23 protein-coding genes and 1 tRNA gene are annotated in these 23,361 nt (G+C 66.0%); 13 read left to right on the top strand and 11 right to left on the bottom strand.

Going from position 1 to position 23,361, the window contains the following annotated elements; translation table 11 throughout:
• Window positions 1-32 precede the first annotated feature (32 nt).
• Entirely contained in the window at window positions 33-833 is an 801-nt protein-coding gene (locus ACZYZE_RS03315; RefSeq protein ID WP_459317034.1) for an SDR family oxidoreductase, read from the top strand.
• Window positions 834-879: 46 nt separating this feature from the next.
• Window positions 880-952, top strand: a tRNA-Ala gene (locus ACZYZE_RS03310).
• A 201-nt stretch (window positions 953-1,153) separates the two neighbouring features.
• On the opposite strand, the gene ACZYZE_RS03305 is transcribed toward ACZYZE_RS03310, so the two are convergent.
• Both ACZYZE_RS03305 and ACZYZE_RS03300 read right to left on the bottom strand, forming a co-directional pair.
• Window positions 1,154-2,551, bottom strand: coding sequence for an MFS transporter (locus ACZYZE_RS03305; RefSeq protein ID WP_463906224.1), 1,398 nt, complete (start codon window positions 2,549-2,551; stop codon window positions 1,154-1,156).
• Between the two features lie 123 nt (window positions 2,552-2,674).
• Window positions 2,675-3,616: a LysR family transcriptional regulator gene (locus ACZYZE_RS03300; protein WP_459316987.1), complete on the bottom strand. Its 942-nt coding sequence runs from the start codon at window positions 3,614-3,616 to the stop codon at window positions 2,675-2,677.
• Window positions 3,617-3,739: 123 nt separating this feature from the next.
• Between ACZYZE_RS03300 and ACZYZE_RS03295 the strand changes: the two genes are divergently transcribed.
• Genes ACZYZE_RS03295 through ACZYZE_RS03285 form a run of 3 tightly spaced genes read left to right on the top strand, consistent with a single transcriptional unit; the run spans window position 3,740 to window position 6,255 of the window.
• Window positions 3,740-4,660 carry a CoA transferase subunit A gene (locus ACZYZE_RS03295; RefSeq protein ID WP_459316986.1) on the top strand — a complete coding sequence of 307 codons (921 nt, stop codon included), beginning with the start codon at window positions 3,740-3,742 and terminating at the stop codon, window positions 4,658-4,660.
• Window positions 4,657-5,463 carry a CoA-transferase subunit beta gene (locus ACZYZE_RS03290; RefSeq protein WP_459316985.1) on the top strand — a complete coding sequence of 269 codons (807 nt, stop codon included), beginning with the start codon at window positions 4,657-4,659 and terminating at the stop codon, window positions 5,461-5,463. The genes ACZYZE_RS03295 and ACZYZE_RS03290 overlap by 4 nt, the downstream gene beginning before the upstream one ends.
• 18 nt (window positions 5,464-5,481) lie before the next feature.
• Window positions 5,482-6,255 (top strand): SDR family oxidoreductase, encoded by a 774-nt coding sequence (locus ACZYZE_RS03285; RefSeq protein WP_463906223.1) that lies wholly within the window; start codon window positions 5,482-5,484, stop codon window positions 6,253-6,255.
• Between the two features lie 279 nt (window positions 6,256-6,534).
• Here the strand turns inward: ACZYZE_RS03285 and ACZYZE_RS03280 are convergent, their stop codons facing one another.
• From ACZYZE_RS03280 to ACZYZE_RS03265, 4 genes are read right to left on the bottom strand one after another with little or no spacing between them, the layout of a single operon-like run.
• Complete coding sequence (locus tag ACZYZE_RS03280) at window positions 6,535-7,722, bottom strand: acyl-CoA dehydrogenase family protein (protein WP_463906222.1); 1,188 nt, start codon at window positions 7,720-7,722, stop codon at window positions 6,535-6,537.
• A complete protein-coding gene (locus ACZYZE_RS03275) occupies window positions 7,719-8,198 on the bottom strand; it encodes an acyl-CoA thioesterase (RefSeq protein ID WP_463906221.1) in 480 nt (159 codons plus the stop codon). Before ACZYZE_RS03275 ends, ACZYZE_RS03280 begins: the two co-directional genes overlap by 4 nt.
• The gene (fabG, locus tag ACZYZE_RS03270) at window positions 8,191-8,925 is read right to left on the bottom strand and encodes a 3-oxoacyl-ACP reductase FabG (protein WP_463906220.1); all 735 of its coding nucleotides are present in this window, start codon (window positions 8,923-8,925) and stop codon (window positions 8,191-8,193) included. The genes ACZYZE_RS03275 and fabG overlap by 8 nt, the downstream gene beginning before the upstream one ends.
• A gap of 28 nt (window positions 8,926-8,953) precedes the next feature.
• Window positions 8,954-9,721: an enoyl-CoA hydratase/isomerase family protein gene (locus tag ACZYZE_RS03265; RefSeq protein WP_463906219.1), complete on the bottom strand. Its 768-nt coding sequence runs from the start codon at window positions 9,719-9,721 to the stop codon at window positions 8,954-8,956.
• A 252-nt stretch (window positions 9,722-9,973) separates the two neighbouring features.
• Here ACZYZE_RS03265 and ACZYZE_RS03260 point away from each other — a divergent pair, with 252 nt between their 5' ends.
• The 4 genes from ACZYZE_RS03260 to ACZYZE_RS03245 all read left to right on the top strand — a co-directional run bounded on the left by ACZYZE_RS03260 (window position 9,974) and on the right by ACZYZE_RS03245 (window position 13,874).
• Window positions 9,974-10,441: a GatB/YqeY domain-containing protein gene (locus ACZYZE_RS03260; protein ID WP_463906217.1), complete on the top strand. Its 468-nt coding sequence runs from the start codon at window positions 9,974-9,976 to the stop codon at window positions 10,439-10,441.
• A 317-nt stretch (window positions 10,442-10,758) separates the two neighbouring features.
• Window positions 10,759-11,862 carry a methyltransferase gene (locus ACZYZE_RS03255; protein WP_459317086.1) on the top strand — a complete coding sequence of 368 codons (1,104 nt, stop codon included), beginning with the start codon at window positions 10,759-10,761 and terminating at the stop codon, window positions 11,860-11,862.
• Window positions 11,863-11,923: 61 nt separating this feature from the next.
• Window positions 11,924-13,516, top strand: a complete 1,593-nt coding sequence (locus ACZYZE_RS03250) for an ABC-F family ATP-binding cassette domain-containing protein (protein ID WP_463906216.1) — start codon at window positions 11,924-11,926, stop codon at window positions 13,514-13,516.
• A 43-nt stretch (window positions 13,517-13,559) separates the two neighbouring features.
• Window positions 13,560-13,874 carry a hypothetical protein gene (locus ACZYZE_RS03245; RefSeq protein WP_463906214.1) on the top strand — a complete coding sequence of 105 codons (315 nt, stop codon included), beginning with the start codon at window positions 13,560-13,562 and terminating at the stop codon, window positions 13,872-13,874.
• A gap of 66 nt (window positions 13,875-13,940) precedes the next feature.
• Here the strand turns inward: ACZYZE_RS03245 and corA are convergent, their stop codons facing one another.
• Together corA and ACZYZE_RS03235 are read right to left on the bottom strand one after the other, a co-directional pair.
• On the bottom strand, window positions 13,941-14,936 hold the full coding sequence (gene corA, locus ACZYZE_RS03240) for a magnesium/cobalt transporter CorA (RefSeq protein ID WP_463906212.1): 996 nt from the start codon (window positions 14,934-14,936) through the stop codon (window positions 13,941-13,943).
• A gap of 76 nt (window positions 14,937-15,012) precedes the next feature.
• Window positions 15,013-15,510: an Lrp/AsnC family transcriptional regulator gene (locus tag ACZYZE_RS03235; RefSeq protein WP_463906210.1), complete on the bottom strand. Its 498-nt coding sequence runs from the start codon at window positions 15,508-15,510 to the stop codon at window positions 15,013-15,015.
• Between the two features lie 176 nt (window positions 15,511-15,686).
• Here ACZYZE_RS03235 and ACZYZE_RS03230 point away from each other — a divergent pair, with 176 nt between their 5' ends.
• Window positions 15,687-16,931, top strand: a complete 1,245-nt coding sequence (locus ACZYZE_RS03230) for an MFS transporter (protein WP_463906208.1) — start codon at window positions 15,687-15,689, stop codon at window positions 16,929-16,931.
• Here the strand turns inward: ACZYZE_RS03230 and ACZYZE_RS03225 are convergent.
• Entirely contained in the window at window positions 16,928-17,434 is a 507-nt protein-coding gene (locus ACZYZE_RS03225) for an Lrp/AsnC family transcriptional regulator (RefSeq protein ID WP_459316973.1), read from the bottom strand. The genes ACZYZE_RS03230 and ACZYZE_RS03225 overlap by 4 nt on opposite strands.
• A 132-nt stretch (window positions 17,435-17,566) precedes the next feature.
• Here ACZYZE_RS03225 and ACZYZE_RS03220 point away from each other — a divergent pair, with 132 nt between their 5' ends.
• Complete coding sequence (locus ACZYZE_RS03220) at window positions 17,567-18,730, top strand: trans-sulfuration enzyme family protein (RefSeq protein ID WP_459316972.1); 1,164 nt, start codon at window positions 17,567-17,569, stop codon at window positions 18,728-18,730.
• Window positions 18,731-18,743: 13 nt separating this feature from the next.
• On the opposite strand, the gene ACZYZE_RS03215 is transcribed toward ACZYZE_RS03220, so the two are convergent.
• On the bottom strand, window positions 18,744-20,069 hold the full coding sequence (locus tag ACZYZE_RS03215; protein WP_463906206.1) for an MFS transporter: 1,326 nt from the start codon (window positions 20,067-20,069) through the stop codon (window positions 18,744-18,746).
• A gap of 93 nt (window positions 20,070-20,162) precedes the next feature.
• On the opposite strand from ACZYZE_RS03215, the gene ACZYZE_RS03210 reads away from it, so the two are divergent.
• Window positions 20,163-21,146, top strand: a complete 984-nt coding sequence (locus tag ACZYZE_RS03210) for a LysR family transcriptional regulator (protein ID WP_463906205.1) — start codon at window positions 20,163-20,165, stop codon at window positions 21,144-21,146.
• 106 nt (window positions 21,147-21,252) lie between these two features.
• Here the strand turns inward: ACZYZE_RS03210 and ACZYZE_RS03205 are convergent, their stop codons facing one another.
• Window positions 21,253-22,353 (bottom strand): nitronate monooxygenase, encoded by a 1,101-nt coding sequence (locus tag ACZYZE_RS03205; RefSeq protein WP_463906204.1) that lies wholly within the window; start codon window positions 22,351-22,353, stop codon window positions 21,253-21,255.
• 90 nt (window positions 22,354-22,443) lie between these two features.
• Between ACZYZE_RS03205 and ACZYZE_RS03200 the strand changes: the two genes are divergently transcribed.
• Window positions 22,444-23,361: an N-acetylglucosamine kinase gene (locus ACZYZE_RS03200; protein WP_463906693.1), complete on the top strand. Its 918-nt coding sequence runs from the start codon at window positions 22,444-22,446 to the stop codon at window positions 23,359-23,361.

The raw sequence follows: 23,361 nt of genomic DNA, 5'->3' as shown, positions 1-23,361 counted from the left end.
CGCAAGCGGTTGCATGGCGGTAGCCTCGGGGCATGACACGAATCTGCGTTGCCGGGGGAACCGGCCAAGTTGGCCGTGAGGTGGTCCGGCAGGCTCTTGCCGCCGGGCACGCGGTCGCCGTCGTCAGCCGGAACACGCCGCCGGCCGGGGCACCCGGGCGGGCAGGGGGCGCGGAGTACTTCCAGGCTGATGTGACGACGGGGGAGGGGCTGGCGGCGGCACTGGCCGGGGCCGGCGTCGTGATCGATTGCCTGGAGGGGCGCTCCGGCAAGGCCCTGAAGAACTTCGCCGACGGCGGCGCGCGGCTCCTCGCCGCCGCCCAGGACGCGGGCGTGGCCAGGGCCGCGATGTTGTCCATCATCAACTGCGACCAGAACAGCTTCGGCTTCTACAAATCCAAGGCCGCCAAAGAACACGTCTACGAACGGTGCGGGCTCGAGACCACTGTGCTCCGGTCAACGCAGTTCCATTCGCTGCTGGCATCGATATTTGCCGCAGGCTCGAAGCTTCGGATCATCCCGGTGGTCAACGGTGCCCGGTTCCAGCCGATCGCCCCCTCCGACGCAGCGGCGGCGCTGCTCGCTGCCGCGCTGGACGGGCCTTCCGGCCGCCGGCACCGGGTCCTCACCATCGGCGGGCCGGAGATCGCCGGGATGGAGGAACTGGCCCGGGAATGGAAGCAGGCGACCGGCTCCCGCGGACGGCTGGTCCGGCTGCCGCTGCCGGGCGCGATGGGCAAGTACCTGCGGGCGGGCCTGAACCTGATCCCGGAGGAACGACACGGCACGGAGACATTCGCGCGCTGGCTGGCAAAGAACGCCGATAGTTTGTAGCCTAGGGACACCGGCAACGCCGTTCCTCCGGGACCGGCGTTGCTTCGGGGCTATAGCTCAGTTGGTAGAGCGCTTCGTTCGCATCGAAGAGGTCAGGAGTTCGAATCTCCTTAGCTCCACAGAGAAGGCCTTCTGACCTGCGGAAACGTTGGGTTGGAGGGCTTTTTGTTTGGCCGTTTGCGGATCAGCCACACGGAAAGCACACGCTTCCGTCAAGATCCCTCGGCTGGGGTTGGAATGTTGCCGCTCCTGGAGAGTCTCCTGAGAGCCGGTGCTTCGCTCGACCTGGCGGTGTTGCGCTTTCAGTGCTTCGGCGGGTATTAGCGCTGCAGACTGGGGCTGCGATGGGCCTCGGCTCCGGCAGCGGGAGCCGTCTCGATTTCCGTTCCGAAGCTGTCGGCGCTCCCGTAGTCCGCGCCAAGGTTTCGCGAGCGTGACAACAGGCCCAGAACTGAGGCGATCGTGATCACCACATGCACCAGGGCCAGAACGATGACGGCCAGGATGGATCCTGTCGCATTGAGCAGGAACTGGCCCATCATGGGTGCTGTCCCCGCAAAAACGGTTGAGCTGAGCTGGTAGCTGAGAGATATGCCGGTGTAGCGGATGTTGGGCGGGAACGACTTAGCCAGGATCCCTGCCAGTGCGGCGTAGTACATGGAGTGCGGGATGGTGGCTAGTGCCATGCCAACGACCGCCAACATGTAGTCCCCCGTCCCGATCATCATGAACATCATCGGAAGGACCAGGAGCTCGGGGACCAGCATCAGGAGCACTGCCGTCCGTAGGGTCAGCTTGGAGGCGATGAGGGCGCCGAATGGCTGCACGATGAACTGCACCACCAAGGAAATGGTCACTATGGATAAGAAGCTTGTCCTGGTGAACAGCCCCTCATCGACCGCCCAAGCGAGCGCAAAAGTGCCTTTGAAGTACGTTGCCGAGACGGCAATTACGCACGCTCCGATGCCCAGGGCCACGATGCCCTTGGACTTCCGGAGTACTTCGCGCAGGGGTGCCTTGGCCACGGTCTTGGTCTCCATGAGGGCCCGCATGGCCGGAGATTCTTCGATGCTCAAGCGGACAAAGAGCCCGATTCCTACCAGCACCGCTGACAGGAGGAACGGGACCCGCCAACCCCAGGTGGTGAAGTCCTCGTCGGGGAGCTGGGCCACCATGAGCCACACAAGCGTTGAAAGCAGGTTGCCCATGGGGGAGCCCTGCTGGGCGAAGGCGCCGTAGAGGATGCCCTTGCCCTTAGGTGCGTGCTCTGCTGCAAGGACGACGGCGCCTCCCCACTCGCCGCCCATGGCAACGCCCTGAATGAGCCGCAGTGCCACCAGAAGGACCGCCGCCCAGCTGCCGATCTGGGCGTAGGTGGGGAGGAGGCCAACGGCTGTGGTGCAGATTCCCATCATCAGCAAGGTGGTTACCAAGGCCTTTTTGCGGCCCAGCTTGTCGCCGATGTGACCGAAGATGATGCCGCCGAGCGGTCTGGCGAGGAAGCCGACCCAGAACGTCGCGAAGGCGGCCAGGGTGCCCACCGCCTGATCTTGGGCAGGGAAGAAGATCTTGCCGAAGACAAGAGCGGACGCTGTCCCGTAGGCGTAAAAGTCATACCATTCGACGGTGGTTCCGGCGAAGGATGCCAGGCCGGCCTTCCGGGCCATCTTCTGTCGGAGTTGGGCTGCGCCCGATTCCGTCTTCTGTAATCCGCTCACAACAACTCCATTGTCTGGCTGTGGCACCCTGTGATGCAGCACACGGTGAATTTCATCCCCAACCCTGACACTCCAGACTCATAGCGTCCAATATCTAATCTGACCTACAGTCGGAGGAAATACCTATGAGTTTGCCGTTTCTTGCGGCGCACGGGTGGTCGTTGAGCTTGGGTGCGGCGGTGTCGGAAGTACCCGCTCGGCGATTTCCAGCACGGCGCTGGTGGCCTTGGAAGCGTTGTCCTTCCGCCATGCCAGTACTGCGGCAAGCTCCGGAAGATCATCCTCCAGGTCCCGGTACACGAGGCCCGGAGTGTTGATGTGTTGTACGGACGATACGGTGATGGTCACGCCGACGCCGGCGGCCACCAGCCCAAGGATGGTGTACGAGTCCGGCGCCTCCTGCATGATCCGCGGAGTGAAGCCTGCCCCCATGGCCACATGGATTAATGCATCCCGCACCGTGGAGCCCTGGGTGCCCGGAAAAGTTACAAACGGCTCGCTCGCCAGGTCCGACACCCGGATCGTTTTTCGGCTGGCAAGCGGGTGGTCCGACGGCAGGGCGGCCACCATCCGTTCGTAGCCGTAGACGCGGGTGGCGATGCTCTGGTTGTTGACCGGAAGGCGTGAGAAGCCAATGTCCAGGTCGCCGGCCGCCACCTCGGCTATCGCTGTGCCGGCGTATGTCTGCCCCTGGAGCACCAGTTCGATGCCGGGCTGTTCTGCACGGACGGCACGGGCCAGCACAGGCAGGACGTTTCTGCTACTTGCCCCCGCGAAGCCAACGATCACCCTTCCGACGATCTCCGAGTTCCCCAGAATCGCTGACCGGCGGGCGATGTCGACGTCGGCCATGACCTGCTTGGCGGGGCCGAGCAGTGCTTTGCCAGCATCGCTGAGGGTCACGGACCGCGTGTTCCGGTGGAACAGCTGGACCCCGAGTTCTTTCTCCAGAAGCCGGATCTGCTGGCTCAGGGCGGGTTGCGCCAGGTGTAGCCGGGCGGCGGCCCGGCCGAAATGCAACTCCTCCGCGGTCGCGATGAAGCCCGCCAAATGTCTGAGTTCCACTGTTTTCCCCTTTGATTCAGACTTGATTCTTATCACAGAAGTCTGATTTATGTATTGGACCGTTATATATCTCGGGTGCAAGCATGAGGGGGACCCGCCGAAAGATCCGGAAGGCAGTTCCCCTTGGCCGAAAAGTTGTTTTCCCTAAAAGATGCAATAAGCACCTTCGTTTCCGACAACGATGTCGTCGCCCTGGAGGGATTTACGCACCTCATCCCCTTCGCTGCAGGCCACGAAATCATCCGGCAGGGCGTGAAGGGGCTGACGCTGGTGCGGATGACTCCGGACATCATTGCCGACCAGCTAGTGGCAGCCGGCTGCGTGAACAGAATGCTCTTTGCGTTCACCGGCAACAGCTCGGTGGGTTCCCTGTATGCGGTGCGGCGGGCGGTTGAGGCTGGCGGTACCGGAGAGCTCGAACTTGAGGAATACAGCCACTACGGCCTCTTGGCGCGGTATCAGGCGGGTGCCGCCGGGATCCCGTTCATGCCCATCAGGTCCTATGCCGGCAGCGACCTGGTCAAAATAAATCCCCAGCTGCGCAAAGTAGCGTCCCCTTTCGAGGACGACGTCGAGACATATGCGGTGCCCGCCCTGAACCCCGATGTGGCCATCCTCCACGCTCAGCGGGCGGACCGGCACGGAAACATCCAGAGCTGGGGGATCCTTGGGCCGCAACAGGAGGCTGCGTTCGCGTCCCAGCGCACCATCGTGCTGGTGGAGGAGATTGTCGACGACGACGTTATACGCTCCGATCCCAACAGGACGCTCATCCCCGGGTTCGTCGTTGATGCCGTCGTCGAGTGCAAATATGGGGCGCATCCCTCCTTCGCGCAAGGCCACTACGACCGGGACAACGACTTCTACCGCGGATGGTCAGCCATCAGCAAAGACCCGGACCGCCTAGAACGCTGGATCCGGGAATGGGTCTACGACACGGTGGACCACGCCGGTTACCTCGCTAAGCTCGGCGACGGATTCTTTGACCGGCTGACGCCGGTCCCTCGCCTGTCCACCCCCGTCAACTATGGGAGCGTCCTATGACCAGCGTCGCCGAGGCCGTCACCGCCGTGCCGGCAGCAACTCCGCACCACACCGTCAGTGAGCTCTTAGCGGTTGTCAGCTGCCGGTACCTGTTGGGGAAAAGGCGCGTCTTTGCCGGGATCGGCCTGCCGACCCTCGCCGTCGCGCTAGCGCAGAAGTCAACATCCCCGGACATCGAACAGATCTATGAGTCAGGTGTCTGCGGTGCGCACCCGCCGAAACTTCCGGAAACCATCGCCGATGCCTCACTGGCAACGGGAGCCGAAACCATACTGACTATGCCTGTGCTGTTCGGGTATGTGCTGCAGGGCGGCTGGATTGACGTGGGATTTCTCGGGGCGGCGCAGATCGACAGGTTCGGCAGCCTGAACACCAGCGTCATCGGCCCGTGGGACTCCCCTACGGTCCGCCTTCCCGGTTCCGGGGGCGCCGCCGAGGTGATGGCGAACTCCCAGGAAGTATTCGTTGTCATGCGCCGGCACAACAGAACTTCCTTTGTCCGGGAGCTCGACTTCTGCACCAGCCCGTCGCCGGCGGCAGCGCGGCGGGTCGACCCCAAAGTGCCGACGCGGGGCGCCGGTGTCACCACCGTCATCAGCGAACTCGGTGTCTTCAAATCGGATGCGGCGGGTGAATTGTGCCTGGCCAGTATCCACGAAGGCGTGACGGTGGAGCAGATCCGCGATCAGACCGGATGGCCGGTCAAGGTTCTGGACGGCCTTACGGTGACGCGTCCGCCCACCGGAGAGGAACTCCGGCTGCTGCGTGACGAAATCGATCCCGGCCGGGTCTACCTCCGGTGAGGGAAGGGAAAGAGGCAGATGTTTAGCACCCAGATTTTCAGCGGCCGAACCGCGCTTGTCACGGGAGGCACCTCCGGCATCGGCTTGGCCATTGCCGAACGCCTGGCATCCCTTGGCGCCAAGACGGCCGTCATCGGACGCGATGAGAGCAAACTCGACACCACCGCCGCCTCCCTGACGGCGAAAGGATTCGAAGTCAGGGGTTACCGGGCGGATGTCCGTGACGAAGCGGCGGTGCACGACGCCCTCGAGGCCATCGAGGAGGACTTCGGTCCGATAGGGCTGCTCGTGAACAACGCAGCAGGAAATTTCCGCGTCAACCCGCTGGACCTGACGCCGAATGGCTGGAACGCGGTCGTTGACATCGTGCTCAAGGGCACGTGGAACCTCACACAGTCTGTGGGCCGGCGGGCCATCATTTCCTCGGTGCCGTTGTCAGTAGTGAACATCGGCACTTCCGCTGCCCTGACGGGAAATCCTGACACTGTCCACTCAGCCAGCGCGAAGGCGGGAGTGCTGGCCATGACGAAGTCGCTTGCCGCGGCATGGGCACCCCACGGAGTCCGCCTCAACGTGCTCACGCCCGGGCTGACGGAGAAGACCGGCGGCGCCGGGATCCTGTACGGAACGGAAGCGGAGATGGACAAGCATCTGGCGAATATTCCGCTGGGAAGGCTCGCCAGGACAGAGGAAGTTGCCGACGCCTGCGCCTTTCTGCTTAGCGACTTTGGAGCCTACATCACCGGCACCGAGCTGTTGGTCGACGGCGGCCGGCGTCTAACCGGCCACTGATCACGGAGAACGTGACTGAAGCGTTCCTTGGAGACGGGCCCGGCGCGGCCGCCGTGGGAGAAGGTCTCCTGCCGTGCCGTTCAAACCGTCCGGATTGGACGTGCGCCTGGGACTTGCCGGGCACCGCGAGCCAACCTTCGGCGCGGTTTCCCACCGCCGCACATTCTTCGGGACAAAGTTGCCGAGAACGAGCGTGGCCGAAAGAGCCGCCAGGGTTTCTTCAGCCACGGACATCAAGGGGGCTTCGCCGGTTAGGCGCAGCCCCCTTGATGTCAGCGGCTACGATCCGCTGAATGCGGAAATTCCGGTTATTTCGCGCCCTACGATGAGCGATTGGATGGAGTCGGTCCCCTCATAGGTGTGAACCACCTCCATATCGGTCATATGGCGGGCAACGTGGTAATCCAGAAGCAATCCGTTGCCGCCCAGGAGGTCGCGGGCTTCGGTGCAGATCCAGCGCGCTTTCTTCGCGGTGTGCATCTTGGCCAACGAGGACATCGGACCGGTCAGGTTTCCCTGATCCTGCAAGGCGGTGATCCGGAAGCAGATCAGCTGCATGGCTGTCAGTTCGGCCAACATGTTGGCGAGCTTGTTCTGGACGAGTTGGAAGCTGGCAATGGACTTGCCGAACTGGACGCGGTCTTTGGCGTAGGCGACGGCCGCCTCATACGCTGCCATGGCGTGGCCGAGGGCCTCCCAGGAGGCGTTGCCCCTGGTGGCCATCAGTACGCGGCCCACATCCTTGAATCCTGTAGACGCCGCCAGCATGTTGCCGGCCGGAATCCGCAGATTGGTAATCTTGATGTCCGGTTGCAGGATGGCCCGCTTGCCGATCTTGCCCGTGATGACTTCTGTGGAGTAGCCCGCGGGGTAGATGCCGTCGGGGTTCTTTTCCAGCACGAAGGCCTTGACCTTGCCGTCCGATTCGTCGCGGGCCCAGATGATGACGACGTCGGCGAAGCTCGCGTTGCCGATCCATCGCTTTTTGCCGTTTAGTACCCAATGGTCACCTTCGCGACGCGCGGTCGTCTCCAATGCCACGGAGTCCGAGCCATGGTCCGGTTCCGTCAGGGCAAAGGCGCCGATCTTGTCTAAGGCGGCCATAGCGGGCAACCAGCGGCTTTTTTGGTCCTCATCGCCCAGCAGCGCGATGGATCCCATGGTGAGGCCGGATTGGACACTGAGGAAAGTGTTGATGCTGCCGTCAACGCGGGACATCTCCAGAGACACAAGTGCCGAGGAGAGACGGTCCATGCCGGGGCACCCGTACCCTTCGATGGTGGTGCCGATGATTCCCAGTGTGGCGATTTTTGGCACCAGTTCGAATGGGAACGCTGCCCGGTCCCAGTAGTCATTGATGATGGGCAGGACCTCTTCGTTGGCGAAGGCGCGCACCCGGCCGGCGATGGCCCGTTGCTCCCCGGTTAGGGATTGTTCCAGCAGGAAGAAGTCGGTTGATTCGGTCATGGTGTCTCCGTTTCGGTATACCGCGAGAGATATTCGGTTTCGGCAGCGGTTAGTTTTCTGGGGCGGTTCGTTGTGGGTTCAAGGGGGACCAATACGGTGCTGCCCCTAAAGACGGGCGAGGATTCCTGGATGGCCGAATAGCGGACGGTGAAGGATCCGCTACCAATCCTGGAGATGTTGAGCAGCATCAGTAGCTCAGCCCCATAGCGGACAGGTCTGAGGTACTCAACGTTCAGGGAGGCAACCACCTTGGGGTACCGGAACGATTCCAGCCCTTCAGTCGCTGCCCTCTGGTTGAGCCAAAGAATCCTTGCCTCTTCCATCAGCGTGACGATGCGGGCGTTGTTTACGTGCCCGTTAGTATCCTGATCGGACCATCGGAGCGGCATGAGGCATTCGAACCGCTCCTTGACTCCACGGGTTTCCGCGGCAATAGCGTTGGACGGTGCCGCTTCGGCCGCCCCCGACCTAGACATGCCGGCCGCCGGCAATCTCGAGAACCGTTCCGGTCATGTAGCTGGACATCCCGCTGGCAAGGAACAGCACCACGCTGGCAACTTCCTCAGGTTCGCCGAACCGTGTCAGTGGGATCTCGGCGAGTTTCCTTTCGAGTACATCCCGGCCAAGGGATTCGACCATATCGGTCCGAATGATGCCGGGCTGGATGGCGTTGACCCGGATGCCGGCGAAACCGAGTTCCTTGGCGGCAGCTTTTGTCAGACCTACGATTCCGGCCTTTGCAGCGCTGTAGTTGGTCTGTCCCGGCATCCCGACCTTGCCCGAGATGGAGGACACATTGATGATCGAGCCTGCCGTCCCCAGCCGGCGCATGACGTCGGCGGCGGCCCGGGTACCCAGCCACGCGCCCTTCAAATGTACGGAGACAACTGCGTCGAAATCGGGTTCAGTCATCTTGCGCATCGTGGCATCACGGGTGAAACCGGCATTGTTGACCATGACGTCCAGGGACCCGAAGTAGCTGACGGCGGCGGCCGCCAAGGCGCTCATGTCCTCGGCAGAGGTCACGTCGCAGACGACTTTGACAACCCCTTCTCCCAAGGTCTCAGCTGCTCGGTCCAGTGCCGCGGCATCCATGTCGGCAAGAACGATGTTGCTGCCCTGTGCCGCGAGTGCGCGAGCTGTGGCGAGACCGATTCCCCGCGCGCCCCCAGTGACCACGCTGGTCATGTTCTGCAAAAGCATTGGCACTCTTCAACTCGATTCGTAGTGTCTATGATCCCGTGAAGACGGGGAGTCCACGCTGGGCAAAAGCGCGCTTGCCGTCGGCGAAATCGCCGGAAAAATAGCACGCGGGCTGGTCGCTGTTCTCGGAGGCAAAAGCGTCTTCCAGGGACGGCAGTCCTTCGGCCAGGGCCCTTTTGATGCCCGCAACGGAGAGGGGCGCCAGGATGGCCAGACTGCCAGCCTTGACCGCGGCTTCCTCTGCGAGTTGATCCGGTGGAAAGCAGTAGTCAGCCAGCCCGAGGCGGAGGCACTCTTCCGCGCCGACGGTTTGGCCCTCGAGCAGCAGCTGCCTTGCCCTGGGGACGCCTATGCGCGCTCCCAGGCTGTGCAGAAGTCCTCCGTCAGGCAGGAGCCCTAGCCTGGTGAAAGGAAACATGACTCGGGCGTCGTCCGCCATGTACACGTAGTCGCAGGCGACGGCGAGACTGGCCCCCAGGCCTGCAGCGGCGCCCTCGACAACGGCAAGAGTCGGCTTGGTGAAGCCGCAGAGTTGCCTGATCAAGCTGGCTACTTGAGCCAGGCGCTGCCGGGCCACGGCCAGGTTCTCCGGAGGCATGGCCGTCAGGTCGCCCCCGGAGCAGAAGTTGCCCTTCGCGCCCCGAAGCACTAGTGCGCGCACGGAGCTATCCGTCTTGGCACGATCAAAGGCCGTGACGAGTTCACCGCGCATACGATCGCCGATGGCGTTTCGGCGTGCCGGGTCGTTGAGGACGATTGTCAGAACGCTGTTGTCCAGCGTGGATTCGACGAACATCAGGACACTTCCTCTCATGACAGTTTTCGGACCGGAGCGTTTTCGTACCAGACGGTCCGGCTTCCACAACCTTTTCAGCAGGAATTAGAAACTTCAAATACTAATTCGCTATCTCATTAGGAAGATAAATTTATATATTGAGCGGACAGCCATACTGACGCCTGCTCCAGCGAGACCATGCCGCACCACCAGCCCGCACGGACTACCCCGGCCGCGTATGCCGATATCCTGTCCAGTGAGACGAGGAGAATCATGACCACACTGAAAGAACGCCTGCACGCTGATGTCGTCAGCCACATGAAGGACCGCAACAAGCTTGCACTCACGACGGTGCGCAACGTCCTGGGCGAAATCGAAACCCGCGAGAAGTCGGGCAAGACGCCGATCGTGCTCGACGACGCGCAGGTGACCTCCCTGCTCCAGAAGGAAGCCGCCAAGCGCCGCGATACCGCCCGCATCTATACCGAGGCCGGGGAATCCGACCGGGCGGCAGCGGAAATCGCCGAAGCCGAGATCATCGAGGCCTACCTGCCGACGGCATTGACCGCGGCCGAGGTGGAAGCCATCGTCGACGAGGTCGTCGCGGCCCTGACAGCAGACGGGGCCGAGCTGACCATCCGGCAGCTGGGCGCCGTCATGAAGCCTGTGACGGCGAAGGTCGCCGGACGCTTCGACGGCAAGGCCGTCAGCGAGATCGTGCGCAGCCGCATCCCGCAATGACAGGCGTGTCCGGCCCCGAAACTAGTTGCCCTGGCCGGACGGCAGATTGCGGCCACCGCCCGGCTGTATCCTGAGAGGGTACGTCGAATGGCTGTATCGGCCATTCTGGCAAGCTCGGTTCGGGGCCGGACGGCTGTCCGGAACCCTGGACCGTATCCCAGTGCGTCGCGGAATCCCGCCGCAAACTTCAGTCTCCGATCCGCCCCTCGGACTCTGGGAACGGAACACATATCGCTACCGCCGTGCCGGACCCCCTGGCAATCCCGACGCCGGCCCCCGCGCCCCCGCAGGCAGCCAGGTCGGATGAACCCGCCGTCGTGACCTGGGCCGAGGCCGGCCACAGCAGGACGGCCCGATGGCGGTCGGCGAACGGAAGGCCCGCGCCTGCACGCGTCCAGGTGGTCACCGATTCCCTCACGGCCGACGAGGCGAACCGGATGGCATCCCAGGGCATCGCAATGCTCTGGCAGGGTGATTTCCACAATGCGCGGCAGATCCTCAACGCCATGGATCGGCGCGTTGGCACCGGCAGGACCAAGACCGCTGACACCCCGGCCGATGGGTTCTACCGGCACCGCCAGTCCCGCTCACACCGCGCGCGCATCCTCGGCCTGCTGCTGATTCCGCTTGATCCGGGCCCGGTGGTGCCGCTGCGGCGCTCACCGGATATCCAGGCGGCCGCCGAGGAGGCCTACGGGAACATCGGCGAACCTTCGGTCGTGTCCCTGCATGAGCTCGTCGGTGCCATCGGTGCCCACGAGTGGCGACGGAACGGCGTCTACGTCGAGGCGCTGCAGGGCCGCATCCATCCGCATTACGGCACGTTCTTCCCTACCCGAAGCGAATACGTGGACCTTGTGGCCGCCGCCGCGCTGCCCTCGGACATACTGGCGTTCGACGTCGGCACCGGCACCGGCGTGCTCGCTGCCGTTCTCGCCCGCCGCGGCGTCCGCCGCGTGGTGGCGACGGACAATGAACCCCGCGCGATTGCCTGCGCCGGCGAGAATTTCCGGAATCTAGGCGTCGAGGACCGTGCGGAGGCTGTCCTGGGCGACATGTTCCCGCCCGGCCGCGCACCGCTCATCGTGTGCAACCCGCCGTGGATTCCGGCCACGCCGCATTCCTCCCTGGACAATGCCGTCTATGACCCCGGCAGCCGGATGCTGTTCCGATTCCTGAACGAGCTCTCCGACCATCTGGAGCCGGACGGTGAGGGGTGGCTCATCCTCTCGGATCTTGCCGAGCACCTGGGTCTGCGGTCGCGTGAGGAGCTGCTGGACGCCATCGAGTCGGCCGGGTTGACGGTGCTGGAACGGTTTGACACCAAGCCAACCCACCCGAAGGCATCCGACCGCAGCGATCCGCTGTTCGAGGCCCGCACGGCCGAGGTCACATCCCTGTGGCGGCTCGTTCCCCGTTAGTGCCACGCGCCGCTGCGCACACAAAAGTCTTACCAAGCCCACTTTGAGAGAGAAAACACCCATGAGCCTGATCCGGCTGCAGGACGTCAGTGTCCGCTTCGACAACACCCAGATCCTCCGCGAGGCGTTCTTCCGCCTCGAAGCAGGGGACCGAGTGGGCCTGATCGGCAAGAACGGCTCGGGGAAAACGACCATCCTCAAGCTGGTCCTCGACCAGGTGGCACCGGATACCGGCACCGTGACCCTGGAGCTGGGCACCAGGGTGGGCTATTTCTCCCAGTTCTCCGAACTCAACGGCGACGCCACGATCCGGGAGCTGCTTGATGCCCTGTTCGCCGAGATCAAGGCCATCGAAGCCGAACTGGCGACCATTGACGCGGCCATCGCGGCGGACCCCTCCGGTGCAGACCTCGACCGGCTGATCCAGCGCCAGGCCGGGCTGTTTGAGGATATGGACCGCCTCGACGGCTGGGACTACCCGCGTCGCATCGACACGGTGCTCACCACCCTCGGCTTCGACGAGGCCCACCGCAGCTGCTCCATCGATGAGTTGTCCGGCGGCTGGCGCAACCGCGCGGCGCTGGCCAAGATCCTGTTGGAGGGCCCGGACGTGCTGCTGCTCGACGAGCCCACCAACTTCCTGGATGTGGCCGGCGTCGAGTGGCTCGAAGGCTGGTTCCGGGACTTCAAGGGCGCCGCGATCATCGTCTCGCACGACCGGAAGTTCCTGGACGCCGTCGTCACCCGGATCATCGAAGTCGAAAACTTCCACCTGCACGAGTACCCGGGCAACTTCGGCGACTATGTCGTGCAGAAACAGTTCCGCCTCAAGACCCTTGAGCAGCAGTTTGTGCACGAATCCGAGTTGTTGGCGTTTGAGGCCGAGGGGATCGCCGACCGCCGCGAGGCTGCGAAGGCCGCCGGCCGCGGGCTGGGAAACCAGCTGGCCAAAATCAAGAAATCCCGCACACCCCGGCCCGTGGACCAGATCGTGACGGAGATCTACGGCGGCCTGCACGTGAAGGACGTACTGTGCCGCGTGGAGGGACTGGGCAAGTCTTTCGGCGAAAAGATGCTGTTTGACGATCTGAGCTTCGAGATCCGCCGGGGCAACCGGATCGTGGTCCTCGGCTCCAACGGAAGCGGTAAATCAACGCTCCTGAAGGTGCTGACCGGCGAAGAGCAGGCCGACTCCGGCGAGGTGAACTGGGCCAAGGGTCCCGGCTTTGTCTCCTACAACCAGATACTCGAGGACCTCGACGACGCCGACACCGTGTCCCACGCGGTCAACGCGCTGCCGGACAGCCTGGCCTTCAGCGCCACGAAGAAGTCCGTGAACAGGTTCCTCGCGATGTTCCAGTTCTCGGAGGCCGATCTCAAGCAGAAGATCGGGAACCTCTCCGGCGGGCAGAAAGCGCGAGTCGCCATGGCGCAGTGTTTGCTGTCCGGCGCATCGGTGCTGCTGTTGGACGAGCCGACCAACCACCTGGACATGTCCAGCACCCAGGTCATGGAACGAGCGCTGATGCACTTCCCGGGCGCCGTGGTGGTGGTCAGCCACGACCGCTTCTTCAGCGAGAAGATCGCCACCCGCCACCTGGTGTTCGGCGCCGACGGCGCGGAACCGGGCGAAATCGATGTCCGCGTCGCCTGAGGCTGATCAGCCCACGCCGGCAGTTCCGCGGGATAATGGGACTATGACAGAGCAGGATCAGGACCGCGACCCGTGGGATGAGTTCGACAAACTCAAGCCGGCGGGCCCGGACCACGTCGAGGGATACCCGGGTGGTGAACCCGTGGGATTTGGCTTCCGCACGGGGGTCCGCAGCGCGAAGGTGGCCATTGGGTTCGCCGTCTACGCCCTCACGCTCGGAACCATCCTCGTGACCTGCGGGACCGCCGTCTTCATCAGCCAGGGCGAGTGGCTGATGCTCGCGCTGATGGTTCTGATCGAGGCCGTCTTTGTCCTGGCCTTCCTTCGGCTTGTGGCGCAGGCCAGGCTCCGCCGTTAGCTGCGAGGCCCTGGAAACCGGTCGCAACGGGGGCAGGAAGGCCGGCCTGACCGTTGCCTGCCGGGGTTAGAGCCAGTTCTTTTTCTTGAAGATGACGTACATTAGCGCCGCCGTGGCCGCCATCAACCCGATCGCCATGGGATAGCCGAAGGACCACTGCAGCTCCGGCATCCGGTCAAAGTTCATGCCGTAGACGCCCGCCACAAAGGACGGGGCGAAAAAGATGGCGGCCCAGGACGAGATCTTCTTGACCTGCTCGTTCTGTTCCGCGCTGGCCTCATTCTGCCGGGTGGCGGTCAGAGTGCCGTCGAGGGTGAGGGCGTTCTGCAGCAAGTCCCGGAAGGAATCGGCCCGGGAGATCAGCCGCTCCACGTGGTCCTCCACATCGCGGAGGTTGTGCTGCAGTTCGCTCGTCACCCCGTATTTTTCGAAGCCGCGCCGCAGCAGCTGCATCATGGCGGGCAGCGGGTGGATGGCGCGCTGGAACTGGATGACTTCCCGGGCGAGTTCGTAGATCCGTCGGGAGACGGTCGTGTCTCCGCTGAAGAGCTGGTCCTCGATTTCATCGATGTCGTTTTCCAGTCCGGCGACCACCGGAACGTAATCATCCACGACCTGGTCCATCAGCGCATACAGTACCGCCTCGGGGCCGTGGGCCAGGAGTTCCGGGCGCTGTTCCAGCCTCCGGCGCACCTGCGCGACGCCGCCGGTCTCGGCGTGCCGGACCGTCACCACGAAGTTCTTGCCGGTGAAGACGTGCAGCTCGCCGAATTCCACCGTCTCGGATTCATCCAGATACCTGGCCGGGCGCAGCACGGTGAAGAGGTTGTCATCGTAGCGCTCGAGCTTGGGGCGCTGGTGGGCCGAGATCGCGTCCTCCACAGCCAGTCCGTGCAGTCCGAATTCCGCGGCGACGGCTGCCATTTCGGCCTCCGTCGGCCGGTAGAGGCCGATCCAGGCCATACCGCCGTGCTCTGCCAGGGTCTCGAAGGTCTGCTCGAGGCTTTGCGGCTCGGCGCTGCGGACGCCGTCAACGTAGACAGCGTTATCGATGATAGTCACGGGGCAATTATCCCGTCTCCCCGGGCGGTTCGGCGGCAGGGGATGCCGAACGCGCCGCGCCGCAGGCCGCGGGGAATCACTTCGAGCGGCCGGGAGCCGGCGGACTTCCCTGGGCGAGCCTGCTGATCAGCGGCTCGGTGCGGTATTGGATGTGTGTGTGGAGGGCCAGGACAGTCTCCGTCCTGATGACGCCTTTGATCCGCAGGATAGCCCGCAGGGCGGCCTGGAGATGGTGCGTGTCGGTGGCCACGACCCGGCACCAGACGTCGCCGCGTCCGGAGATCTCGTGGACCTCAAGCACCTGCGCGATCAGGCGCAGGGCGCCGACCACGCCGTCGAGTTCGCGGTGGTTCACCTCGATAGTGACGAAGGCGACGACGTCGTAGCCCACCGCCTCGAGATCGATCTCGCGGCCGCCGTCGTGCAACAAACCGGAGCGCTGCATCCGCCGCACGCGGGACTGTGCGGTGTTCCGTGCGATTCCCAGGGATTCACTGAGTTCGCCGATCTGGATTCGCGGATCCCGGATCAGTTCCAGCAGGATTTTCAGGTCGGTGGGGTCCAGACTGTTCAAATCATCACTTCCGTTCACTCAGGCGGCCTGCAATTGACTATTTTAGTCAATTTTGGCACAGCGCTTAGCCCAATAGGTCATGAAGGCGTCAAACTTTAGGGATCACTCGTCACCGCGCCGGCGGTTCCCCACCACGGGGAATGCGCCCGGCCCACTTCCATGCAAAGGGCTCGGGCTTGACTGTCTTTAGCGAACTCCGGATGCGCCCGGCCACGGCAAACCGCTGGGCCTGGGATGCTTCCACCACCGCGCGGCTGGTCATGGCCGGCGTCGTGATTTTCACACTCCTGGTGGGTGCCAATCTGGCGACCCCGCTCTATCCTTTGCTGCAGGCGAAGCTCGGCATTACCGCCCTGGACGTCACGGTGGCCTTCTCCGCCTACGTCCTGGCGCTCGTGGCGACGCTGATCCTCGCCGGGCACTGGTCGGACCACATTGGCCGCCGGGCCGCCCTGGTCCTGGCGGTCCTGGTGGGCCTGGCCGGCGGCTCCGTCTTCGCCACCGCCGACAGTCTCATGGCGCTCTGCGCCGGCCGGGCGCTGCAGGGCATCGCGGTGGCACTCGCCACCGGAGCCAGCTCCGCGGCGCTCCGTGAGCTGCTCCCCAGCCGTCCGGAATGGGCCTCGCGGTTCACGCTCCTGGCTTCCGCCGGCGGAGTGGCTGCCGGGCCGGCCATTGGGGGAGTGCTTTCGCTCCTTCCCGGGCCCACGTCCACGCCGTACGTCCTGCATTCCCTGGTCCTGGCCGCAATGCTGGTCCCGCTGTACCTGCTCAAGGCGCGGCCCGCCATCAACTCCATCGCGGGGCCCCAGCCGCTGCGGGTGCTGGCTCCCCGCCGGCCGTCGGTGTCCAGCGAGGCCCGCGGGGCCTTCTGGCTGGCCTCCGCGGTGGGGTTCCTCAGCTTCACCGTCTTCGGCTTCTGCCTCTCGCTCGCGCCCGGCTACTTTGCGGGGATCGTCCACGCCGATTCCCGGCCGCTGATCGGTCTGTTGGCCGGACTGACGCTCGGGTCCTCGGCCCTGAGCCAGCTGCTGGCCGTGCGGGGACGCTTTGTGGTGCCGGCAGGGCTGGGCATGCTGGCGGTATCCGTGCTGCTGATCGCGGCTGCGGCCGCCTGGAGCAGCCCGTGGCTGCTGATCCTGGCGAGCATCACCGCCGGCGTCGGCCAGGGCGTGTCCTTCCGGACCGTTTTCAACGATGTGGCCGGAAAAGTCGAGGCCTCGCGCCATGCCCAGATCGTCAGCACCGTCTACGTCATTACCTACCTGGGCAGCGCGATCCCCGTCATCGGGCTGGGGCTCGCCGCGGGAGTGGTGGGCCTGCAGTCAGCCGTGGCCGGTTTCGTTGTACTCTGCTCGATCGCGGCGGCGACCCTCGCGGTCATCACCCTTCGTACGGCTCTGCGCCAGGGCGCGCCCTAGTCCGGCAGCGGACCCTGGTTGCCCTGGATGTGGTCGAACACGAGTGTGGTCTCGGTGTGGCCCACTACGGGATCGGTGGCCAGGTTGTCCAGCACCCAGTCGCGCAGGTCCTCGGTGGTGGCCACCGCGATGTGCAACAGGTAGTCCACCGAGCCCGAGGTATGGAAGGTCGAGAGTACGGCCGGCAGCTTGGGGACCCTCGAGGTGAATCGGTCGATCTGTTCGCGGTCGTGGGCCCGCAGCCGGACGGCGATCAGTGCCTGGACCGAGCGGCCGATGGCGGACAGGCTGAGCTTGGCTTCGAACCCCTGGATGATGCCGCGCTCGGACAGGGCGCGGGTGCGCATCAGCGCAGTGGACGGGGCGATGCCGACGAGTTCCGCCAGCTGCTTGTTGGAGATGCGGGCGTCCGCGACGAGGGCCGCGAGCAGGCGCTCGTCGATAGCGTCCAGCGGCTCGCCGGCACCCGCTCCCGGCCGAATATTCTTCGCACTGCTATTCACGGATCCTCCTTGACGTGTTGTCCGTTCATCATAAACGCCGGATTCCGGCATTTCCATTCGCAGGCCCTATAAAACTCCGAATTATTGCCAGATACTTGCCACATTCAACGGTGAATATTCATAAGGAGCAAGGTGCTTTCTCAAGACTCGCTGGCCGTCCACGCCGGCCGGAACGGCCTCACTGAACTGGGCGTGCACGCGGTGCCCATCGATCTCTCCACCACGGCGCCGCTTCCCTCGGTGCACGACGGCGGCCTCGCCTATGAGCACATGGCCACCGGCGGAACCCATGTGGCGGGCCAGAGCACGGTCTACCAGCGGCTCTGGAACCCCACCGTCGCCCGCTTCGAGGAGGGCGTCGCCGTCCTGGAGGACACCCCGGAGGCCGTCGCCTTTGCCACCGGCATGGCGGCGCTGAGCGCGGTGCTCCTCGCCGTTGTGGCCACCGGAAAGAAGCACGTGGTCGCGGTCCGTCCGCTGTACGGCGGGAGCGACTACCTCCTCGCCTCGGGAGTGCTCGGCAACGAGGTCACGTTCACCACCCCGGAGGGTGTCCATGCCGCCCTCCGGCCAGACACCGGGCTGGTCATCCTGGAGACGCCGGCGAACCCCAGCCTGGAACTCGTCGACATTGCCCGGGTGGCCGCTGCCGCGGACGGTGTCCCGCTCCTGGTCGACAACACCTTCGCCAGCCCCGTCCTCCAGCAGCCCTTCAAGCACGGCGCCGCAATGGTGCTGCACAGTGCCACGAAATTCCTTGGCGGGCACGGCGACGCCATGGGCGGCGTCGTCGCCGCGGCAGCCGAGTGGACCACCCGGCTGCGCCAGATCCGCGCCGTCACCGGCGGCATCCTGACGCCCTGGCCGGCCTACCTGCTGCACCGCGGCCTGGCCACGCTCCCTGTCCGTGTCCGGGCCCAGCAGGCCAGCGCGCAGAAGGTAGCCGTCGCCCTCGCCGGCCACGGCCTGGTCCGGCGTGTCTTCTACCCGGGTCTGCCGGAATGCGATCCGCAGGGCCTGATCGGGACGCAGATGGCCGGCCCCGGTTCCCTGATGGCCTTTGAGGTGGCCGGCGCCGACCACGCCGAACGGATCCCCTCGGCGGTCCGCATGATCACGCACGCGGTCTCGCTCGGCGGCATCGACACCCTGATCCAGCATCCCGCGGGCCTCACGCACCGTCCGGTGGCCGCCGATGCCAAGCCACACGCCAGCCTGCTGCGCGTCTCGGTGGGCCTCGAGGACCCCTCCGATGTGGTGGCCGACCTCGTGCAGGCGATCGAGTCGACCCGCTAGCCCTGCGGTCGCTTCAGCGTCGCGGTGCCCGCGCCCCGGTCACCGGCTTCTGCCGCGCCGGATGCACGACGGCGGTGACCACCGCCGTCGTGCACGCCAGCCCGATCACGGTGAGGGCCAGGGCCGTCCAGCCGAGTGACTGGAAGACCAGCCCGCCGGCCCAGCCGATGATGCTCGAGCCGAGGTAGTACGCGAGGTTGTAGAGCGAGGCGGCCTGGGCGCGGCCTGTCGTGGCAATGACTCCGGTCCAGCCGGCGCCGACGCTGTGCGCCGCGAAGAAGCCGCCGGTAAACAGCAGCAGGCCCGCCATGATGAGGGCCAGCAGTTGGGTGAGCGTCAGCGCGAGGCCGACCACCATCAGCACCGTTCCGGAGATCATGACGCTGCGCCGCCCGAACCGCAGCGTCAGTCCGCCGGCCCAGCGGGAGGAAACCGTTCCGGACAGGTAGGCCAGGAAGATCAGGCTGATGACGGTGGCGGGCAGGCTGAAGGGTTCCCCGGTAAGACGGAAGCCGAGGTAGTTGTAGACCGCCACGAATCCGCCCATCAGCAGGAATGCCTGGACGTAGAGGGCCAGGAGCCGGGGATTCCGGCCGTGGACCGCGAGGATCCGGAGCGCGCCGCGGAAGCCGCCGGCCGCCGCGGCCGTGAATCCCCGCGCCTGCGGCACCAAGACTAGGAACAACACGGTTGCCGCCGCGGCCAGGACGGAGACGGCCAGCGCCGCGGCCCGCCATCCCCACAGCTCCCCGGCCGCCCCGGCCACAATGCGGCCGGCGAGTCCGCCCAGGGTGGTGCCAGCGACGTAGCTTCCGGCGGCCATGGCGGCGTACGCCTTGTTGACCTCCTCGTTGAGGTAGGCGATCGCGATGGCGGGGATGCCGCCCAGGGCCATGCCCTCCAGCATCCGCAGGCCCAGGAGCATTGGGAAGGTTGTGGCGAGCGGAACCAGCAGCCCCAGGACCGTGGCGGCGGAGATACCCCACATCATGGCCCGGACCCGGCCGATCCGGTCGGCCAGGAAGGACCAGGGCAGGACTGTCACGGCGAGGCCCACGGTGGCCAGCGAGATGGTCAGGGCAGCCTGCGCCGCCGTGACCTGCAGGTCCGCCGCCATCATGGGAAGCACTGCCTGGGTGGAATACAGCTGCGCGAACGTCGCGACGCCCGCGAAGGCCAGTCCCGCCAGGACCTTCCTGTACGCCGCGGAGCCCTTCGGATGTCCAGCCCAGACGGAAGCCGCACCGTCCGCCGCCGGGCTTCCGCCGCTGGAGGACGGGACGGGTGACCCGGAGGGGACGCGTGCGGTGGGGCGGCGGGGCAATGCGAGTCGTGGCATCCCCCCAGACTAGGCTCGACTAAGGCATGCTTCCAATGCATGATTCCCATAGAATCAATATCAAATTCGGAACGGAAGAGGACGGCCGGCGCCATGGACGTGGAACACAAACAACTCGTGCAACTGCTTCCGCTGCTGCCACTGCTGGCCGAGCTCGGGCGCACCCAGCACGTCACCGCCACCGCCGAAGTGCTGGGCCTGCCGCAGTCCACGGTCAGCCGGGCGATCGCGCGCGCCAGCTCCATCATCGGAACCGATCTGTTGATCCGCGACGGCCGCGGGGTCCGTCTGACCCCCGCCGCCAAGGCGCTACTGCCACACATCGAGGCCGCGCTGGGCGAATTCCAGACCGGGTTGGACCTCGTCCGGCACGAATCGGAGGTAGTGCGCGGCCGGATCGCGGTGTCCTTCCAGCACACCTTCGGAGAGGCGATGCTGCCGCTGCTGATCAGCGCCTTCCGGAGCCGGCATCTCCAGACGGCCTTCGACCTTAGCCAGGGCGCCAGGGACGGCTGCCTGGCGGAGCTTGCCGCCGGTGACGCGGACCTGGCCCTGACGGCTCCGGTCGCGGTTCCGAGCCGGACAATTGCCTCGGCAGCCCTGTACCGGGAGCCGCTGCGGCTGGTGGTGCACCACCGGCACCGGCTGGCCAACCGCCGTCGCGCGCGGCTCGCGGACATTCGGCAGGACCCCTTCGTGGCGCTGGGCCCCGGCTACGGGATGCGCTCGCTGACGGACGCACTGTTCCGCGAGGCGGGCTTCCGCCCCCGCATCGCCTTCGAAAGCCAGGATACCCATACCGTCCGCGGCCTCGTCTCGGCGGGGCTGGGAGTGAGCATCCTGCCGCCCGGCGGCGGGGCGCCCGGCCGGCAGGTGGAGGCGCAGGCCGGCGGCCTCGGCTGGGTGGAGCTCGCGCTGGATTCCGAGCTCGCGTTCCGGGAGATCGGCCTGGCCTGGCGGGAACGGCGTGGGGGAGCGGACGCCGAACCGGATCCGGTAAGGCTGTTCCGCGAGCTGGTGCTGAGTGAGGGCCCGGCGCTCCTGGCCGGCTTTGTGCGCGGACGCTCGGGGAGCTGAGCAGCCGGGTCCTGCGGCGAATTCGCCGGAAACCATCGAATTCGCCGGAGCCTTCCGGCGATCCGGCACACCTCCGGCGATTTCGGCGCAGCGCGGCGGGTGGCGTTCAGCCGCCGGCGAGCAGCCCCGCCACCACTTCCGCCACGGAACCGGCGCGGGCCTCCTGCCAGCCGGTGCCGGCCCAGAGGTTCAGCCGCTCCGGGTCCCCGGCGGCAGCCGCGGCCGCGCGCAGCGGAGCCGTGAGGTGGTGGACGGCCGGATAGGCCTCGGGTGCGTCGGGGTGGTCCCGGACGAACTCATTTACCAGCGCCCGGGCCTGCCGGCCGGTGAAAGCGGCGGTGAGCCGGGTCCGGGTGAAGTGCGGGCTGGCCAGGGCGTCCTTGTGCAGCTGCCGGGCTCCGCTCTCATCCGTCCGAAGGAATGCGGTGCCCAGCTGGGCCGCCTCGGCTCCGGCGGCCAGCACGGCGTCCAGCCCGGAGCGGTCCATCACCGCGCCGGCGGCGACCAGCGGGAGCCCGACGGCGGACCGCACCCGGGTGACCAGATCCGCCGTCGTACCCGGCCGGCCCCCGCCGGGCTCGCCAGCCCGGCCCCCGCCAGGGCCGCCAGCCCGGCCCCCGCCAGGCCCGCCACTCCGCCCGCCGGCGCCCGGAAGGAACGCGGCGCTGTGGCCACCGGCGCTCGCATGCTGGACCACGAGCGCGTCCACGCCACGTTCGGCGGCCTGCAGCGCTTCGGCTTCAGTAGTGACGGTTGCCAGCACCGCGGAGCCCGCCCGCCGAAGGGCGCGCACCACATCCGCGCCCGGCAGCCCGAAGGCGAAACTGACCAGTTCCACCGGATCCTCCAGCAGCGCGTCGATCTTGCCCTGCCAGTGATCGTCGTCGTCGAGCCGCAGCGGCGGGAGCTGCACCCCGTACCGTTCGGCGTCCGCCTGTAGCCGGGAGCGGTAAGCCTCCAGCTCCGCACGCAGGGCATCGGACGGCTCCGGCAGGGCACCATCAGGGACGAAGACGTTCATCCCGAAACGTGCCCCGGAGTCACGGGTGCTGCGGATTTCCGCCTGCATGGCGTCCACGGTCTTGTACCCGGCGGCGAGGAAGCCCAGGCCTCCGGCGTAGTGCACGGCGCTGACAAAGGCAGGCGTGGACGTCCCGCCGGCCATCGGAGCGGCGATGATACGGGTACCGAAGAGGGCGTGCGGCATGGCTCACTCCTGGAGACGATTCAGTAGGCTGGTCTGGTGACTCATTCTGACATCCCGCCGGCGGCGGACTCCGTCCCCTCTCCTTCCCCTATGGCCGGTGCTTCCCTTGCGGCCGGCGCCGTGATTGGCCTTGATATTGGCGGAACGAAGACCCGCGGCGTCCGTTTCGAGGAGGGCGGGGCGGTGGCCGATGAATCGGTGGGCAGCTCGAACGTCCAGAACGTCAGCCGGGAGGAAGCGGCCCGTCACCTCGCGGAGCTTTTTGCTTTGATCGGTGGGGGAGCCGTGGGCCGGGTCTATGCGGGAGCCGGCGGCATCGATACCGACGCCGACGCCGCGGCGCTCGCCGCCCTGATTGCCCCGCATGTGCCCGGCGCCCGGATTACCGTGGTCCACGATTCACGGCTGCTGCTGGCCGCAGGCGGGGCGAGCACCGGCGTCGCGGTTATCGGCGGCACGGGCTCGGCGGCCTGGGGCAGGAACAGCGACGGCGAAGAGGCACGCGCCGGCGGCTGGGGCTATCTGCTGGGCGACGAAGGCAGCGGGTACTGGCTGGGCCGCGAGGCGGTCCGATATAGCCTGCGCCGCATGAACCAGGGGCAGGAACCGGACGGACTGACCACGGCGCTGCTGGTCTCCTGCGGTGTGGACGACCCCACCACGCTGATCGCGCTCTTCCACTCCGCGGACACCGGACGCCGGTACTGGGCCCAGCGGGCCCGGCTGGTGGTCGAGGCGGCGGACGGCGGCCATGCCGCCAGCCAGGCGCTCGTGGACCGGGCCGGACGCGATCTCGCCGGACTCGCGGAGCAGTGCGTGCGGCAGCTGGGCATCGACGGCCCGGTGATCCTCGGCGGCGGACTCGGCATGAACGTGCCGCGGCTGCAGGAGTCCTTCCGCTCGGCCCTTGCCGCCGCAGGGATCAGCGACGTCCGCGTCCTTGACCGGGAGCCCGTCTTCGGAGTGCTCCAGCTCGTGGCCGAACAGGACCAGACCGAGCAGGGCTAG

The sequence above is a fragment of the Pseudarthrobacter woesei genome (assembly GCF_055412745.1).
This window is presented reverse-complemented; position numbering and strand designations above follow the sequence as displayed.